This is a genomic window from Streptomyces sp. NPDC014656 (assembly GCF_043084305.1).
In the GTDB taxonomy this organism is placed as follows: domain Bacteria; phylum Actinomycetota; class Actinomycetes; order Streptomycetales; family Streptomycetaceae; genus Streptomyces.
Window position 1 is genome coordinate 363,354 of record NZ_JBIBZN010000005.1, and the last position, 16,702, is coordinate 380,055.

Below are 16,702 nucleotides of genomic sequence, written 5' to 3' on the forward strand. Positions count from 1 at the left end.
CCGGCGAGGACACCGGCCGGCACCGGGGGTCAGCCGGAGGCGGCGGTGTCATGGGTGTCCGCGGGGAGGTGCGCGAGGACGGTGGCGCGCATCCCGGTGATCTGGGCGACGACGCGGCCGTCCGGCGCGGCGGCGGTGCTGACCGCGGTGGCGGGGGAGTGGCACAGCCGCAGGCCGTCCGGATGCCGGGTGAGGAGCGCGTGGTCGTCGCCGGGTTCGTAGAGGGCGATGCGCTCGATGTGACGGGGGACGAGGACGGGGCGGCCGTCGGGGGCCGCCCGGAGTGCCGGTGTGCGGGCGAGGCTGTCGAGCAGGGTGCACGGTGTGCTGAGGCGCGGCAGCCCGGCGAGGTCCCGGACGTCGGGGAGCCAGCGGGCCGTGGTGCCCAGCGGGGTGGTGCGGCACTGGTCGGTGGCGCGGAAGGCGCCGCTCAGCAGGACCGGTGAGGCGGGGGAGTAGTAGGGGTCCCCGGCCGGTGCGAGCGGTGTGCCGAGGGGACCGGAGGGGTGCGGCACGAGGGGGGTGCCGCCGAGGCGGACGGTGGCGCGGAAGTGCTCGCGGTTCCGGGCGAGCGCCCGGCCGTCCGGGGCGACGGTGTCGGAGCGGACCGTGACGGTGACGGCGCAGGAGTGCCGGGAGTCGGTGCGCCGGGCGTCGACGCGGAACCGGGCGGGCCGGCCGTCCGCGCGGACCCTGACCCAGGCGCTGAACGCGAGGTCGTCGACGCTGCGGACCGGCAGGCCGGGGGCCAGGGTGCGGGCCGCCTGGACGGCGAGGTCGGCGAGCAGGACGCCCGGCACGGTGGGCTTCCCGTCGACGAGGTGGTCGAGCAGGTAGCCGTGGGCGCCGACGTCGAGGGCCAGGCGCCAGCTCGCCCGCTCCCGCCGGAGCTCGTCGGGCGCGGGCAGCAGCCCCGGGAGGCCGGGGGCGCCGGCCGGGACGGCGGGACGCGGCGGCTTCCCGGACGGGGCGAGCAGACCGGGGAAGCGGAGGGCGAAGGAGCGGTGCTCGGCCTCCCCGACGAAGGTGACCAGGCTCTCCCGGTACGGGGGCCGGCCGGGGCCCGCGCCGGGCCCCGGGTCCGCGCGGCGGCGCAGTTCGGCCAGGAAGTGGCCGACGCCCTCGGCGGTGGTCATGCGCGACAGGCGCGCGGTGCGGGCGGTGTAGGACCGGACGATCGCCCCGGAGCCCAGGCCGGTCTCGTCCCAGACGGTCCAGGCGATGGTGTACTCGCCCGGCGGACCGGCCTGGGCGGCGCCGGACAGGAAGTCGTTGGCCGGGGAGTAGTCGCTCTCGCCGGGCAGTCCGGCGACCCCGGTGACGGACCCGAAGTTGCACCACAGGCGCGGGGCGAGCGCCCCGGTGAGGACGGACCGCAGGTGGTGGTACCCGTACAGCTTCACGTCGCGGACGCGCCGCATGCCCGGCAGGGTCTTGCGCACGATGTCGCCCGGGTGGTGCAGCCCCGCCCCGTGGACGAGCAGGTCGACGCGGTCCTCGTGGCCGCGGACGGCGTCCGCGAGCGCCCGCACGGCCCGGGCGTCGGTGAGGTCGCAGGTGTGGAAGTGGACGTGGTCGTCCCCGCACAGCGCGCGCAGCGCCCGCAGGGTCAGGGCGGACTCGCGGGCGTGCAGGAGCCGGTCGAAGGCCGCGTTGACCTCCCGCACCGGACGGTCCGGCCGGCGGTCGCGCTCCGCGGCGATGTACCGGGCCCGGGCCGCGGGCAGTTCGTCCTCGGCGGCGTCGAGCAGCCCGTCGGGCAGGTCGCCGAGCCGGCTGGAGCCCACCAGGTGCACGCGCAGGGGCGCGAGGCGGGCCAGGCCGAGCAGACACGCGGCGGTGATGCCCCGGGCCCCGCCCGTGGCCACGACCACGGCCCCCGGCGCCAGCGGGGGCCCGTCGCCCGGCGGGGGCGCCGGGCTCTCGGCGAGGCGCTGCGCGAACCGCTCGCCCCCGTGGTGGCGGACGACGGGCAGGCCGTCGGCGGGGCGGGCCAGTTCGTCCTCCAGGGCGGCCAGCGCGCCGCGCGCCTCCGGGGCGTCGCCGACCACGGCGCGCACCGTGCAGCCGGTCAGCTCCCAGGCGAGGGACTTCACGAACCCGGTGAACAGGTGCGCGTGCGGCGCCGGATGGCCGCCGTCGAACGGCGCCATCACGGCGATGCCGCAGGTCCCGTCCGCCGTGAGCCGGTCGCGCAGCCGCCGTACGGCCCAGAACGCGCCCTCCTGGAGGGCCAGGAACCCGGCGGGAGGCGGCGCGGGCCAGGCGGCCGGGGCGTGCAGACCGGCCACCACCCGCAGATGCGCGAACCCCTCCGGACGCTCCGCCAGGACCGCGTCGACGACCGCCTGCGGGTCCTGCCCGGCGTCCAGCGTCACGAGCCGGCCGGACGGACCGGCCGCCTCCACCACGGGGCGCAGGGCGGAGGCGTGCCGCGAGCCGGTGAGGACCAGGGTCCCGGCCGGCAGCGGACGCGGAAGGGACGCGCACGTACCCCGCCGCTCCCAGCTCAGGGTGTGGCGCCGCGTCACCGCCGCGGCCGCCGCGGCGTGCCGCTCCGCGCCGGGCGGGCCCTGGACCGCCGCCGGGGACGCCGGGGACGCCGGGGACGCCGGGGCGCCGATCCGCCGCAGCACGCCGACCAGGTCGTCGCAGCCCCGGTAGCTCCAGCCGGCGTGGGGCTCGGGCGCGGCGGGCAACGCGTCGAGCAGCGACGCCAGTTCACCCAGCACCGGCCAGCCGCGGGAGCCCGCGACGGACGCCCGGGTGAGCAGCAGGGCGAACGCCCCCTCGGCCGGCCGCCCGGCCCCTTCGTCTTCGTACAGACGGGTGAAGAGCGGCCCGGCGGCACCGTTGACGCCGATCACCAGGGCCAGGTCCAGCTCGCCGCGCCGCAGGTGGGCGGCGGCGGTGCGCAGCGCCGTGCGGCCGGAGGAGGGACCGGTGTCCAGGGTCATCGTCGGCCCGTGCAGATCGTGCGCCGCGGCGACCCGGGCGGGGATCACGTTGGGCATCAGTCCGGCCAGCGTGTCCTCGCCCGGCGCGTCGAGCTCCCGCACCGCGTCGAGGAACGCGCCGGTGGCACGCTCGTACGCCTCGGGATCGAGGCCCCGCGGCACGCCGCCGCGCAGGGTCCCGGCCAGCGAGGCCGCGTAGCAGCGGAGCGTGACGGCGGGGGCCCGGGACGGCACTCCCGTGTGGGCGGCGAAGACCCCGCAGTTCTCCCGCAGCCCGTCCCACCAGGCCGAGCCGTCCGGGGCGGACAGCGCGGCCGCCGCCTGAAGGGCCGTCAACTGCGCCCGGTCGACCGCCTCCACCGTCCGCGCCGGCATCCGCACCTCCGCGAAGGACGGCGCGGGACAGTCGTCGCCGAAGGACGGACGGCCGGCGGGCGGCAGCCCCTCCGCCAGCCGGCGCGCCACCTCCTCCGCGCCGGGCGCCCCGGGCAGGTGCGCCGACCAGGCCACCGCCACCACGGGGTCGTCCCCGGCGTTCCCGGGAGGCGGGACGGGCGCGGGAAGCGAGACGGGCGCGGCCTCCCCGGGCCGGGGCGCGTCCTGGAGCAGGAGGTGCGCGTTGGTGCCGCCGAAGCCGAACGAGGAGACCCCGACCGTACGCGGCCGGCCGGGCGTCCGGGGCCACGGCACGGGACCCGTCGGCACCCGGAGCGCGGGCGCGCCGTCCGGGGCGCTGTAGGGGGTCTGTGGCGGGATCACGCCGTGGGCGAGGGCCTGGAGGGCGTGGATGACGGAGACCACGCCCGCGCTCCAGCCGGTGTGCCCGACGACCGACTTGTTGGAGGTGCACCAGGCGTGCGGCAACTGCCGGTGCAGGACGTCGCGTTCCACCCGGTCCCCGGCCGGGGTCCCGGTGCCGTGCGCGACCACCCAGTCGACCTGCTCGGCCGGGATCCCGGAAACGGCCCGGGCACGGGCCAACGCCCTTTCCTGACCGGTGTGATGGGGCGCGTGCACGGCGCGCCCGCGCCCGTCGGAGGCGGCCCCGAACCCGGCGAGGACCCCCAGGACGCGGTCCCCGTCCGCGCGGGCGCGGTCCAGCCGCTTCAGCGCGACGAACCCGGCGCCGTCGGAGAACAGCACCCCGTCCGCCCCGCCGTCGAAAGCCCGCACGGCACCCGAGCGGCTCAGGCCGCCCAGCCGGGAGAAGAGCACGCTGTAGCGGGGCCCCAGGGAGAACGCCCCGCCGCACAGGGCCACTTCGCACTCCCCGTCCAGCAGGGCGCGCGCCCCCAGTCCGAGCGCGTAGAGCGACGACGAGCAGGCGGTGTCGACGACCCGCACCGGCGTGTCCGGCGGCAGCAGCCCGGCCATCGCCCGGCGGACGGCGGCGGCCGGAAGGTGCTCCGCCAGCCGCCCGGCGCGCGGGTACAGGCTCCGCAGGCGGTCCAGCAGCCGCTCGCGGAGCTCCTCCCCGTCGGCGGCGGTGGGCCAGTGCGCGGCGATGCCCTCGGCGGCTGCCTCGGCCAGCAGGCTCTCCTCGACGTGCTGGGACCCCTCGCTCCACGCCCCGACGAAGCAGGCGGCACGGGCCCCGGCCGAGCCGAGGCCCGCGGCCCCGCACTGGCCGAGGGCCGCGCGGGTCCAGGCGGTCAGGAAGTCCTCGCCGCCGGGCGGGACCGGCCGGACGTACCCGGCGACCCGGCTGTAGGTGCGGTCCGGCGCGTCCTGGGCCGACCAGAAGTGTTCGAGCGCGAACCGTTCCCCCGGCTCGCCGAACCGGGGCACGCCCTCCACCAGCCGCCGCCAGAACGAGTCCGGCCCGTCCACCCCGGGCGCGACGAGCCCCATGCCGACGACGGCGACGGTCCGGTCCCCGTCAGAGGCCACGGGAACGGACCCGGGCGCGGGCCTGGGTACGCGTACGGACGGAGGCGCGGGAGCGGGTACGCGTACGGACGGAGGCGCGGGAGCGGGTGCGCGTACGGCCGGAGGCGCGGGAGAAGCTGCGCGTACGGCCGGAGGCGCGGGAACGGGCGCGGGCGGAGGCACCGGCCCCGGGGTGAGCATGGCGCGCCCCACCGAGAGTCCGCCGTCCGCCAGCAGGCACTGCCCGGAGATCCACTCCGCCTGCGGCGAGGCCAGGAAGGCGACGAGCCGGGCCAGGTCCTCCTCGGTGCCGAGGCGGCCCAGGGGAGAGGCCGCCCGGCAGGTGTCCCGCAGGCCGGCCGCGCCGGGGAACAGCGCGGCGGTGGCGTTGTCCAGCAGCCCGGCGGAGGCGGTGTTGACCCGGATGCCCCGGGGGCCGAGATCGGCTGCCAGGTACCGGGTCATCGCCTCCAGCGCGGCCTTGCACACCCCCACCAGCAGGTAGTTGTCCATGGCCAGCCCCGCGCCGATGGACGAGACGTTGACGATGGACCCGCCCCCTCGGGCGGCCATGAGCGGCGCCGCGGCGAGGGCGCACCACCGGGCCCCGTGGAGGTTGGTGTCCAGGGCCCGCCGCCATTCGACGTCGGTGAGGTCGTCGTAGCGGGCGAAGACGCCGCGGGCCGCGTTGTTCACGAGGACGTCCACCCCGCCGTGCTCGTCGGCGACCGCCGCGAACATCGCGTCGACCTGGTCGCGCTTGGCCACGCTGGCCCGCACCGCCCGGGCGAGTCCCCCGGCCCGGCGGATCGCGGCGACGGTGCCCTCCGCCGCCCCGGCCGAGTGGAAGTGGTTGACGACGACGTACGCGCCGCGCCCGGCGAGTTCCCGGCTGATGGCCGCGCCGACGCCCTTGCCCCCACCGGTGACGAGCGCGACCTTCCCCCGGAGGTCGCCCGCCGGCAGGGAGGCGGGCGGGACGTCCCCGCTCATGCCAGTGCCTCCCTCGTGTCCGCGTCCCGGGCTCCGGCGTCCCGTACGGGCAGCGTCGCGAGCAGCCCGGCCAGCGCGTCGAGCGTCGTGTAGCTCGTCAGCCGGGACCCCTCGGCCGGCAGGGTGCGCCCGTAGTGCCCGGCGGCCCGGGCGAAGAGCTCCGTCTGCTTGATGGAGTCCACCCCCAGGTCGGCCTCCAGGTCCGCGTCCTCGGTCAGCACCTCGGGGGGATACCCGAGCGCGGCGGCGTACAGGGACCGCAGGGTCTCCACGACGGCCTTCCGGTCGGCGAGGCCCTCCCCGCCCGGCCCGGCGGGGGCCGCGTCGGCGCGAGGAGCGCGCGGGAGCGGCGAGGGGCCGCGCCCGGGCCGGCGGGGCGGCGCGAGCCCCGCGGGGACGGGCGCGTCCGTGCCGATCCCGGCGAGGGCGTCGGCCACGGCCTGGCCCCCCGCCCGGCGTCGCAGCGGCGCGACGACGCGGACGCCCGGAACCGTCGACTCGACCAGATCGCTCAGGACGCCGCGGGGTCCGCACTCCACGAACACGTCCACCCCGTCCGCGTGCAGCCGGCGCACCGCCCCGGTGAACCGCGTGGGCCGCACCAGGTGGGCGGCGACCAGGTCGGCCACCCCGCCGGGGCCGTCCAGCCGTCCTTCCAGGATCGCCGAGTGCAGGACGTGCCGTGCCCGTCCGGTACGCAGCGAGGCGGCCCGGCGGGCGAAGTCGTCGGCCACCCCCGCGAGCATCCGGTGGTGGAACGCGTAGGGCACCCGCAGCCTGGTGGCCTCGATGCCCAGCGTCACGGCCGCGCCCCGGACCCTCTCCAGGGGGACGGCGGGCCCGGACACCACGCACTGCCGCGGACCGTTGTCCGCGGCGAGAGTGACCTCCCACTCGCCCAGCCCCGTCAGCAGCGCCCCGGCGCGGGACGCCGACATCCCGAGCGCCACCATCCCGCCCTCCGCGGGCGGGCACGCGGCGAACGCCTCGTCCCGGGCGGCGACCAGGGCCATGCCCTCCTCCAGGCCGTACACCCCGGCGGCGGTGAGGGCCACCAGCTCGCCGAAGCTGTGCCCGATGAGGACCGAGGGACGCAGGCCGTGCCGTTCCGTCAGGAGCCGGAACAAGGTCATCTCGGCGGCGAACAGCGCCACGTGCAGGTCGGCGGGGGACGTGGCGACCAGATCGGCCAGCGACGGCGCGTCCTCGTCGAGCAGCAGGCGCGAGGGGGCGCTCCGCCCCACGCGGCCCGCCGCGCCGTCCAGGGCGCGGAGCGTCTCCCGGACCAGTGGTTCGTCATCGGCCAGCGGGGCGAGAGCACCGGGCAGATAGGCGCCCTGCCCGGGAAACATGACAGCGCAGTCCGACACAGCAAGTCCTCCATGACGCGCGGGTGTTCAGCCGGATCGACGGAAGGCCGTGGTCGGCCGCGCGCGGCGGGGGAGCGTTCCGGCGCGACAGGTCCACGAGCGCATGGTGCGGAGAGGGGACGACGTCAACCCGATGACGGCACCGTGACGACACGGCACCGCACCGGGTCCGGAACAGGGGCGTGAGCCCACGAGCCACATGGTCTCGTCAGGTCATATGCCATGTCATCACCCACAGTGACGACATGGCGGACATCAGTGTGAATCCCCTGCCGAGGGAGGGCCGTTCGGATCCCGCCGGGAGCCGAACGGATCAGGCGGGGCCCGCGACGCGCGGCCCGCCGCTCACGCGGGCGTGTTCGCGCGCGAGGCAGGGCCGTACCGCGTGTGCAGGTGCCCGTCGAGCGGGAAGGCCGGCGGTGACGCGGGCAGCACCCGGTCGAAGTCGTACGCGGCCTTCCGCGCCACGCGGCACGAGGCCACGTTGTCCACCTGGTGCAGGAGGTCGAGCCGCTGAAGCCCGGTCCCCCCGAAGGTGTCGAAGGCCCAGAGGGTCACCGCCTCCAGGGCGCGCGACGCGACCCCCCGCCCGCGCGCGTGCGCGGCGGTCCAGTACCCGACCTCGGCCGAAGGCGCCCCGGCCGCCGCCCCCTTGAGCACCACGTTGCCGACCACCGTCTCCGGTCGCCCCGGCCCGGCCCGCCCCTCCAGCACCGCGAACCCGAACCGCTCGCCCGAGGCCCACCCGCGCTCCTGCTCCCGCACCCACCGCGCGGCATCGGCCTCGTTCTCCACGACGGTGCTCGTCCAGCGCCGCAGCACCGGGTCCCGCCACACCCCGACGAGCGCGGCGGCGTCCTCCGCCCCCCAGGGGCGCAGGACGAGGGAGGGGCCGGACGGCGAAGCACCCACGGTCAGAAGGACGTCGTCGGTCATCCCGCGATCATAGAACCGCGTCCGGGCCGGTGCCGACCCCCGGCCGCCGCCGCGAACGCCTACGCGCCCTGGTCGCCGAAGCCCGTCCGCCAGGACGGGCGGGCGGGGGTCCAACCGAGCGCGCGGGCCCGGGCGTTGAGCGCGCCGCGCGCCCAGGGCGCCCGGCCGCCGGTCCGCTCCGGGGCGGGCACCCCCAGCGCCTTCGCGAGCAGCGGCAGCCAGTCGTGCGCGGGAGCGGGTTCGTCGTCCACCACGTTGTACGCCCCCGGGGGCCAGTCGAGGGCGCGTACGGCGGCGTCCGCCGCGTCGGCGACGTGCACGAAGGAGCTCACCGACGCGTCGGCCGCCGTGCTGCCCAGGAACCGGGCCTCCGCGTCCCCGGCCAGCGCGGCGGCCACCGCGCCGCCGGGCGCGTACCAGGTGCCGGGGCCGTAGAGGATCCCGTACCGCAGGACGACGGCCTCCGGCAGTTCGGCCACCGTGCTCTCCAGGGCCCGCACCCCCGCGACGATCCGGGCGCGGGGCGGCTCCTCCGTCCGGTCGAGCGGCACGGACTCGTCGGCGGGCGCGTCCCCGGGGGCGTACGCCCAGCTGATCGACTGCGCCACGATCCGGCGGACGCCCGCCGCGCGCGCCGCGTCCACGAGGTTGCGGGTCCCCTCGACGCGCACCCGGTCGTTCGCGGCGCCGTCCGCCCCGCCCAGGTCCGTGAGCTGGTGCACGACCGCGTCGGGCGCGGCCTCGGCCACCGCCCGCCGCACGGCCCCGGCGTCCAGCACGTCCACCGGGCGCGGTCCGCGCCTGGAGATGCCCACGACCTCGTGCCCCGCCGCCTCCAGGCGGGGGACGAGCTGACGGCCCACGGCGCCCGTGGCGCCCGCGACGAGTATCCGCATGGGCCCCACCCTAGAAGATCTTCATGTCCGACCGGCTGCGTACGATCGGTGACGTCGTCCGGGACACCGGGTGCCGGACGGGAGTTCGGGGGAGGGGGTGGGCGCGTCATGCGCCGACTGCTGCTGTGGGCGGTGCTGTTGTCGTCGTTCACCGTCGGCTGCGGGGTGCTGGAGAACTCCGAGGACCACGCGACGGACGCCGCGCGGGAGGCGGCCGGGAAGGTGGGCGAGCGGCTCTACGGCCAGCGCCCGCGTACGGCGGAGGAGGTCGGACGGGCGGCCGCCGAGGTCGACGGGGTGGAGGTGCTGCGGGTGACCGGCACGTCGACGCACGACGGGGACGGCGTCGACGTGGTCGTCCGCACGTCCGGCTCGGCGTACGACGACCGGTTCGACGCCCAGGAGGTCGTCGTGCGGCGCTGTTTCGCGGTGCGGGTGTCGCCCCGGTCGGAGTGGCGGGAGGAGCCCCGTGACGTGGACTGCCCGGCCGGCGCGCCGCTGGTCTTCCCCCCGCCGCCGCCCGTGCCCGAACTGCCGTCCGCGGAACTGCGCGCGAAGCTTCCCCGGGTGCCGAAGGGCGGCCGGGCGGAAGAGGCGGAGGTGCGCCGGGCCCTCGCCGCCCTCGACCTGCACCCCGAGATCCGTACCGAGGTGCAGGCGGAGGCCGGCCGGGTCGGCGTCAGCCTCTCGTTGAAGGGCAACGGCTTCGACCCGCAGGACTGCGTGCTCGCCCTGGTGGGCCCCGGCGTCCTCGACGTGTGGACGCCGGTCCGGATCCAGCGGATGCCCGGAGAGGGCGGCTGCGGCGTGGGCAACGCCCTGCACCCGCAGCCGCCGCCGCACTGACCGCGCCGCCCCGCCCCGGAGGGACCCGCCGGCGAGCCGCTGCCCGGAATCACGCTGCTCGGGTCGGCACGGGTCTCGGCCTCGCCGTGACGGGTCGGCAGGGGCGGGACGGCGCGGCGCCCGGAGTCTTCTCGATCACGGTCCGACTTCATGGTCTCGAACGTGGCCGCGCCCGCCCCTGCCCCCGTCCGCCCGGCCGCACCCGGCGGATCCGGCGAGTTCGGCGAGAGCGTTCACCCAGAGGTCCGGCAGCTCCGCCGCCGCCGCGTGGGAGCGGTCGTGCACCACCGTCACGCGGGCGGTGCCCGCCGCCCGGGTGAGCGAGAAGTAGCCGAGCATGCCCGGGCTGTCGATGCCGAAGACGCTCGCGCCGAGCGGGGGAGCGCCCAGCACGCGGTAGGCGCCGGTGATGTCGATGTGGCTGGCGACCAGCCGGAAGGCGGGGCGCTCCATCCCCCGGTGCAGCAGGGCGGGCGGGACGCGCAGCAGTGCCTTCCAGCCGCCTTCGCGCAGCCCGGAAGCCTTGTGCGCGAGGGTCTGCGCGGCCACGTCCGCCAGCCGCTCGCCCGGCTCCGTCACCGCGCACGGCAGCCGCAGGACCGCCGGCAGGGCGGCGTTCCCCGGCGAGAGCCGGTCCTCCCGCGTGCGCACCGACATCGGCATCACCACCCTCAGGTCACGGACCGGCGCCCCCTGCCGCTCCTGCAGGACGGCGAGCGCACCGGTCACGGCGGCGAGGTACACGTCGTTGACGCCCGCCCCCCACCGTGACGCCACCGCCCGCAACTCCGCGTCCGGGACGTCCGCGTACGCCGTGGCGGGCCGCCCGCTCGGCGCCGAGCCGCACCCCGCGGGCACCGTCTCGTGCGCGGGGAACCTCCCGAACGGCGACGCGCGCAGCCACGCCAGGGAGGCGCGCCCGGCCGCCGGCGGCCGGTAGGGGTGCGGCCCGGTTACGGGCTCGTCGGCCAGCAGCGCGGCCACCAGGTGCGCCGCGCCGACGCCGTCCACGACGGAGTGGTCGACGCGGAAGCAGATCCGCTGCACCCGCTCGCTCCGGCAGGTCAGCACCCGCAGGTCCCAGCCCGGCGCCGGACGCCCGGGCAGCGGCCGGCGCCACACCGCGTCGGTCGCCTCGGCGAGCCGGCCGTCCGCCCGCTCCTCGCTGACGTGCGACCCGGCACCGGGAGGGACGGAGCGCGTCCAGGAGCGGGCGCCCGGGGTCGCCACGAGGTGCAGGGCGTCCAGCCCGGGCGTCCGCTCGGCCACGCGTGCGCGAAGCCCGTCGAGCGTGAACGACCCGCCGGGAAAGTCCAGGACGTGCCCCACCACCACGGGTACGGCGCCCCGGGCGTGGAAGAGGGCGAACGCCCGGTCCAGCGCGTTCGTCCGCCCGGGGCGGTCCGCCGCCCCGCCCCGGGACCCGCCGACGCTTCCCGGCACCATCCGGACCCGCATGCCCACTCCTCACCGATCGACCGAAGACCGCCTAGGCGAACGAGGAGCCCCGCGAAGGGACACGGCGCCCGGCGGAGGGACGCGCCCCCGGGGAGGCTTACGGTCCGTCGGACCGCCGGGCGCGCACGACGGCTCGGTCCCCGTGCGGGCCGAACAGGTGCAGGATCTCCACGGCGTCCGCGTCCGCGGGACCGAACCAGTGGGGTTCGGAGGTGTCGAACTCGGCCGTCTCGCCGGGCCGCAGCGTGAAGTCCCGGGCGCCGAGGACCAGCCTCAGCCGGCCGGCGAGGACGTAGAGCCACTCGTACCCCGCGTGGGAGACCAGCTCCGGCTCGCGCGGTGCCAGCACCTGTTTGAAGACCTGTACGCGGCCCGGGTACTGCGTCAGGGGGACGAGGACGCTCCCGTCCCTCTTCCGCAGGGGCTGGAGGTGCACCCGGGGGTCCCCGCTGGCCGGCGCCGCCACCAGCTGGTCGAGCGCGACGCGGTGGGCCCGTGCCAGCGGGATGAGCAGGTCCAGCGTCGGCCGCCGCTTGCCGGACTCGACCCGGGACAGGGTGCTGACCGAGATCCCCGTCGTGGCCGCGAGCGCCTCCAGCGTCAGCCCCCGCTCCCGGCGCAGGGCGCGCAGCCGCGGCCCGATGCCGTCGAGGATCCGCTCCAGCTCCGGGTCCCCGGCTCCTGTGTTCATGGCCCCATTTTGCAGTGTCCGCAAAATCCGTGGGCCGCCGCCGTGGCCGGGGCCGAGTCTTGCGGGACTTCGTTCCCGCACGACAGAGGTGGATCGTGACCACGACGCCCGCAGACCCGAACGCGCCCCGGACCGCGCCCCGGAACGCGCCTTGGAAGACACCCCCGGCCGCGCACCCGGCCGCGCACCCGGCCGCACACTCGCCCGCGCACCCGCCCGCTCCCCCTGCCCGGCCCGACGCGCTGAGCGCGCGCGGACGCTGGACCGTCCTGGCCGTCTGCTGCCTGAGCATGTTCCTGGTGGGCCTGGACACCACCGTCGTCAACGTGGGCCTGCCGTCCATCGGGCGCGACCTGGGCGTCGACACGCGCGGCCTGGAATGGGTCGTGGACGCCTACACGCTGGTCCTGGCCGCCCTGCTGATCTCCTCGGGCGCGCTGGCGGACCGGTTCGGGCGCCGCAGGGTGTTCCAGTGCGGGCTCGCGGTGTTCGGTGCGGCCTCGCTCCTCTGCGCGCTCGCCCCGTCGGCGGGCGTACTCGTCGCGGCCCGCGCGCTGCAGGGGGCCGGGGCCTCGATGCTCAGCCCCGTGGCCCTCGCGATCGTGGTGAACGCGATGCCGGACCCGAGGGAGCGGGCCCGGGCGATCGGCGTCTGGGCGTCGGTCTTCGGCCTGAGCATGGCGGCCGGACCCGTCACGGGCGGGATGCTGCTCGCCGGGCTCGACTGGCGGGCGCTGTTCTGGATCAACGCCCCCGTCGTCGTGGCCGCCCTGCTGCTCAGCGCGGTGTTCGTGCCGGAGTCGCGGGCCCGGCGGGCCCGGCGGCTCGACCCGCCGGGCCAGGTCCTGCTGGCCCTCCTCCTCGCGGTCGTGGTCGGCGTCCTGATCGAGGGGCCGCGCATCGGCTGGACCTCGCCGGCGGCACTGGCGGGGTACGCGGGCGCCGTCGCGGCGGCGGCCTGGTTCGTCCGGGTCGAGTCCCGCCGCCCCGAGCCGCTGATCGATCCGCGGCTCTTCGGGCGTCCGGTGTTCGGCGGTGCCGTCGTCGGCGCGGTGGCGGTCTTCGTCGCCCTCAACACCGCGCTGCTGCTCAACACCCTCTACCTGCAGCACACCCGGGGCTGGACGCCGCTGGCCGCCGGGGCGGCGACCTTGCCCCTCGCCCTCGGGGCGACCGTCTGCGCGCCGTGGTCCGGCCGCATGACCGGGCGCACGGGGCCGCGCCTGCCGCTGCTCCTGGCCGGCGCGTTCATCACGGCCGGCGGGCTGTGCCTGGTCCGGCTGACCCCGCAGACGAGCGTGGCGCTGCTGCTCGCGGCGTACGCGCTCATCGGCGTCGGGTTCGGCTTCGCCAACGCCCCGATCACCAACACCGCCGTCGACGGGCTGCCGCCCGCCCGCGCCGGTGTGGCCGGGGCGATCACCTCCACCGCACGGCAGTTGGGCGCCGCCCTCGGCATCGCCCTCGCCGGAGGCCTGGTGGCCGGCACCGGCCCGGCGGGCCTCGCGCACGCGGCCCGCCCGGGCTGGGTCGTGGTCGCCGCCTGCGGCGTGCTGCTCCTGGCCGTCGCCCGCGTCGCGGGGCCGAAGCCGGCCGCCCCGGCCCCGGCGCCCCGCACCGGTGCGGAGCGCGGAGGGGCGAGCGGAACGGCGTGACGCGGCGCGCCCCTACGGAACGGTCAGCACGATCTTGCCGGTCGTGCGGTTGGTCTCGCCCAGGGCGTGGGCCTTGGCCGCGTCGGCGAGCGGGAAGACGGCCTCGACGTGGGCGCGGAGGGCTCCGGAGGCGGCCAGGCCGGCGACGGCGTTCATGCCGGCGTGGTCCGCCTCGACGAGGAGCGACTCCACGCGGACCCCGCGGGCCGCGGCCTTCGCGGCCTCCTCGGGGTCGGTGCCCGGCAGGATCGAGACGAGGACGCCGCCGGGGCGCAGGACGTCGAGGGAGCGGGCGCGGGTGTCGCCGGAGACCGGGTCGAGCACCATGTCGACGTCCCGGACCGCGTCGCGGAAGTCGGTGGTGCGGTAGTCGATCACCTCGTCCGCGCCGATCGAGCGGACGAACCCGTGCTTGGCGGCGCTGGCGGTGCCGATGACGTACGCGCCGCGGGCCTTCGCGATCTGGACGGCGAGGTGGCCGACCCCGCCGGCGGCGGCGTGGACCAGGACGCGCTGTCCGGAGCGGACCGCCGCGGTGTCGACGACCGCCTGGTACGCGGTGAGGGCGGCGAGCGGCAGGGCGCCGGCCTGGACGTGGTCGATGCCGGCGGGCTTGGCGGCGAAGGCGCGGGCGGGGCCCGTGACGTACTCGGCGTGGGAGCCGACGCCGTGCGGGTAGGGCAGCATCCCGAAGACCTCGTCGCCCGGCTTGAACAGGGTGACGCCGAAGCCGACGGCCTCGACCACGCCGGACACGTCCCAGCCGAGGACGAGCGGCAGCCGGCCGAGGAAGAGGCCGGCGGCGCGGTGCTTCCAGTCGGTCGGGTTGACGCCCGCGGCGCGGACGGCGACGAGGATCTGGCCCGGGCCGGGGGCGGGGCGGGGCAGGACGACCTGCTCCAGGACCTCGGGGGTGCCGTGGGCGTTCTGGCTGATGGCGCGCATCGTGGCGGTGGTGGGGTTCGTCATGCCGTCCAGCCTCGCCGGAGGGCCACCCCGGTACCATGGCATGAATGCCAACTTCCGACGGGATCGTGCCATGAGCGTCCACCGCGTCGTCGTCCTCGCCCTGGACGGGGTGTATCCCTTCGAGCTCGGCATCCCGAGCCGGGTCTTCGGGGCCCTCCAGGACCGCTACGAGGTCCTCACCTGCTCGGTCGACGGCGGCCCCGTCGCCACGAACGCCGACTTCTCGGTGTCCGTGGGGCACGGCCCCGAGGTCCTCGCGACGGCGGACACGGTGCTGCTGCCGCCCTTCGACCTCTCCCGGCTCTCGCGCGAACTGCCGCCGGGGGCGGGCGAGGCCCTCGCCGCGGTCCGTCCCGGGACCCGGATCGTGTCCATCTGCACGGGTGCCTTCGTGCTGGCGGCGGCGGGACTGCTCGACGGCCGGCCGGCCACCACCCACTGGGCGGTCGCCGACGTCTTCCGGTCCTGGTACCCGTCGGTCAGGGTGGACCCGGACGTGCTGTTCGTGGACGACGGCTCCGTGCTGACCTCCGCCGGCGCCGCCTCCGGCGTCGACGTCTGCCTCCACCTCGTACGCCGGGACCACGGCGCGGCCGTCGCCAACCACGTGGCACGGGTCTGTGTCGTACCGCCGTGGCGGGACGGCGGGCAGGCCCAGTACATCGAGCACCCCGTGCCCCCGGCGGACGGGAACGGTACCTCGGCCACCCGCCAGTGGGCGCTGGAGAACCTGCACGAGCCGCTGACGCTGACCGAGCTCGCCGGACACGCCCGGATGAGCCTGCGCACCTTCGCGCGCCGCTTCGGCGAGGAGGTCGGGACGAGCCCGGGGCGCTGGCTGATCCAGCAGCGCGTGAGCCGGGCCCAGCACCTCCTGGAGACCACCGACCTGGCCGTCGACGACATCGCCGGCCAGGTCGGCTTCGCCACCGGGACCTCCCTGCGCGAGCACCTGCACGCGGCCATCGGCGTCTCGCCGATGGCGTACCGCCGCACCTTCCGTGGGACCGCCTCGCCGACGGGCTGACGGCCCCCGAGGGAGGGGAGCGGTGCGCGGCGGGGGAGGGGAGAGGGCGGCGGGGCCGACTACAGCCAGGGCCGCCGCCCCGGCCCGGTCGGGTGCGTGCCGGTGACGGCCATGACCACCGAGTACAGGCTGGTCTCCGCGGTGATGAAGAGGCGGTTGCGCTTGGCGCCGCCCCAGGAGATGTTGGCGACCGCCTCGGGCACGTCGAGGCGGCCGATCAGGGTGCCGTCGGGGTCGTAGCAGTGCACGCCGTCGTCCATCGCGGCCACCCAGAGCCGGCCGCCGTCGTCGAAGCGCAGGTTGTCGAAGCGGGCCTTCTCGCGGTCGCCGGCCTTCGCGAAGACAGTTCCTTCGGACAGGGTGCCGTCCTCGCGGACGTCGAAGACCCGGATGAAGCCCGCGCGGGTGTCGGAGACGAACAGCTGCCGCTCGTCGGCCGAGAAGACCAGCCCGTTGGGCGCGCCGAAGCAGTCCGCGACCAGCCGCACCTCCCCGGTGGCCGGATCGATCCGGTAGACGTTGTTGGAACCGATCTCGCTCTGCGCGCGGTACCCCTCGTAGTCGCTGGTGATGCCGAAATCCGGGTCGGAGAACCAGATCGAGCCGTCGGACTTCACGGCCGCGTCGTTGGGGCTGTTCAGGCGCTTGCCCCGCCACCGGTCGGCCAGCACGGTGAGGGTGCCGTCGTGTTCGGTCCGGGTCACCCGGCGGTTGCCCTGCTCGCAGGTGATCAACCGGCCCTCGCGGTCGAGGGTGTTGCCGTTGGTGTGGCCGGCGGAGCGGCGGAAGACGCCGACCGCTCCGGTCTCCTCGTCCCACCGCAGCATCCGGTCGTTGGGGATGTCGCTCCAGACCACCTGCCGCCAGGCGGGCACGTAGACCGGCCCCTCGGCCCAACGGCAGCCGGTGAACAGCACCTCCAGGGCGTCGTCACCGTTCATGCACCGGCCGGTGCGGAACCGCTCGTCGAGCATCTCGTACAGTCCGGGGCGCTCGCTGCTCATAGGGTCCACTCCTCGCGAGAGACGTCATATG

The 16,702-nt window shown here is 76.9% G+C and carries 11 protein-coding genes; 3 read left to right on the forward strand and 8 right to left on the reverse strand.

Features of this window, described 5'->3' with window-relative positions:
* Positions 1 to 29: 29 nt before the first annotated feature.
* The 4 genes from ACF1ED_RS15075 to ACF1ED_RS15090 all read right to left on the reverse strand — a co-directional run bounded on the left by ACF1ED_RS15075 (position 30) and on the right by ACF1ED_RS15090 (position 9,021).
* A complete protein-coding gene (locus tag ACF1ED_RS15075; RefSeq protein ID WP_391760368.1) occupies positions 30 to 5,819 on the reverse strand; it encodes an SDR family oxidoreductase in 5,790 nt (1,929 codons plus the stop codon).
* Positions 5,816 to 7,189, reverse strand: a complete 1,374-nt coding sequence (locus ACF1ED_RS15080) for an acyltransferase domain-containing protein (protein ID WP_391760370.1) — start codon at positions 7,187 to 7,189, stop codon at positions 5,816 to 5,818. The genes ACF1ED_RS15075 and ACF1ED_RS15080 overlap by 4 nt, the downstream gene beginning before the upstream one ends.
* Before the next feature lie 345 nt (positions 7,190 to 7,534).
* Complete coding sequence (locus ACF1ED_RS15085; protein WP_391760372.1) at positions 7,535 to 8,125, reverse strand: GNAT family N-acetyltransferase; 591 nt, start codon at positions 8,123 to 8,125, stop codon at positions 7,535 to 7,537.
* Between the two features lie 59 nt (positions 8,126 to 8,184).
* Complete coding sequence (locus tag ACF1ED_RS15090; RefSeq protein ID WP_391760374.1) at positions 8,185 to 9,021, reverse strand: NAD-dependent epimerase/dehydratase family protein; 837 nt, start codon at positions 9,019 to 9,021, stop codon at positions 8,185 to 8,187.
* Between the two features lie 108 nt (positions 9,022 to 9,129).
* On the opposite strand from ACF1ED_RS15090, the gene ACF1ED_RS15095 reads away from it, so the two are divergent.
* Complete coding sequence (locus ACF1ED_RS15095) at positions 9,130 to 9,867, forward strand: translation initiation factor IF-2 (protein WP_391760376.1); 738 nt, start codon at positions 9,130 to 9,132, stop codon at positions 9,865 to 9,867.
* 135 nt (positions 9,868 to 10,002) lie between these two features.
* Here ACF1ED_RS15095 and ACF1ED_RS15100 read toward each other — a convergent pair whose 3' ends face one another.
* Positions 10,003 to 11,325 carry a hypothetical protein gene (locus ACF1ED_RS15100; protein WP_391760378.1) on the reverse strand — a complete coding sequence of 441 codons (1,323 nt, stop codon included), beginning with the start codon at positions 11,323 to 11,325 and terminating at the stop codon, positions 10,003 to 10,005.
* Between the two features lie 97 nt (positions 11,326 to 11,422).
* Positions 11,423 to 12,016 (reverse strand): helix-turn-helix domain-containing protein, encoded by a 594-nt coding sequence (locus ACF1ED_RS15105; protein ID WP_391760380.1) that lies wholly within the window; start codon positions 12,014 to 12,016, stop codon positions 11,423 to 11,425.
* Positions 12,017 to 12,258: 242 nt separating this feature from the next.
* Here ACF1ED_RS15105 and ACF1ED_RS15110 point away from each other — a divergent pair, with 242 nt between their 5' ends.
* Positions 12,259 to 13,671, forward strand: coding sequence for an MFS transporter (locus ACF1ED_RS15110; protein ID WP_391760730.1), 1,413 nt, complete (start codon positions 12,259 to 12,261; stop codon positions 13,669 to 13,671).
* 12 nt (positions 13,672 to 13,683) lie between these two features.
* On the opposite strand, the gene ACF1ED_RS15115 is transcribed toward ACF1ED_RS15110, so the two are convergent.
* The gene (locus ACF1ED_RS15115) at positions 13,684 to 14,616 is read right to left on the reverse strand and encodes an NADP-dependent oxidoreductase (protein ID WP_391760732.1); all 933 of its coding nucleotides are present in this window, start codon (positions 14,614 to 14,616) and stop codon (positions 13,684 to 13,686) included.
* Between the two features lie 94 nt (positions 14,617 to 14,710).
* Between ACF1ED_RS15115 and ACF1ED_RS15120 the strand changes: the two genes are divergently transcribed.
* Positions 14,711 to 15,667, forward strand: a complete 957-nt coding sequence (locus tag ACF1ED_RS15120; protein ID WP_391760382.1) for a GlxA family transcriptional regulator — start codon at positions 14,711 to 14,713, stop codon at positions 15,665 to 15,667.
* Positions 15,668 to 15,726: 59 nt separating this feature from the next.
* Here the strand turns inward: ACF1ED_RS15120 and ACF1ED_RS15125 are convergent, their stop codons facing one another.
* The gene (locus ACF1ED_RS15125) at positions 15,727 to 16,671 is read right to left on the reverse strand and encodes an SMP-30/gluconolactonase/LRE family protein (protein ID WP_391760384.1); all 945 of its coding nucleotides are present in this window, start codon (positions 16,669 to 16,671) and stop codon (positions 15,727 to 15,729) included.
* Positions 16,672 to 16,702: the final 31 nt, after the last annotated feature.

Excerpts from the sequence above, each read along its gene's own strand:
- ACF1ED_RS15090 (WP_391760374.1), bottom strand. The coding sequence starts at position 9,021 with ATGCGGATACTCGTCGCGGGCGCCACGGGCGCCGTGGGCCGTCAGCTC.
- ACF1ED_RS15095 (WP_391760376.1), top strand. The coding sequence starts at position 9,130 with ATGCGCCGACTGCTGCTGTGGGCGGTGCTGTTGTCGTCGTTCACCGTC.
- ACF1ED_RS15100 (WP_391760378.1), bottom strand. The coding sequence starts at position 11,325 with ATGCGGGTCCGGATGGTGCCGGGAAGCGTCGGCGGGTCCCGGGGCGGG.
- ACF1ED_RS15125 (WP_391760384.1), bottom strand. The coding sequence starts at position 16,671 with ATGAGCAGCGAGCGCCCCGGACTGTACGAGATGCTCGACGAGCGGTTC.
- ACF1ED_RS15085 (WP_391760372.1), bottom strand. The coding sequence starts at position 8,125 with ATGACCGACGACGTCCTTCTGACCGTGGGTGCTTCGCCGTCCGGCCCC.
- ACF1ED_RS15120 (WP_391760382.1), top strand. The coding sequence starts at position 14,711 with ATGAGCGTCCACCGCGTCGTCGTCCTCGCCCTGGACGGGGTGTATCCC.
- ACF1ED_RS15075 (WP_391760368.1), bottom strand. The coding sequence starts at position 5,819 with ATGAGCGGGGACGTCCCGCCCGCCTCCCTGCCGGCGGGCGACCTCCGG.
- ACF1ED_RS15105 (WP_391760380.1), bottom strand. The coding sequence starts at position 12,016 with ATGAACACAGGAGCCGGGGACCCGGAGCTGGAGCGGATCCTCGACGGC.
- ACF1ED_RS15115 (WP_391760732.1), bottom strand. The coding sequence starts at position 14,616 with ATGCGCGCCATCAGCCAGAACGCCCACGGCACCCCCGAGGTCCTGGAG.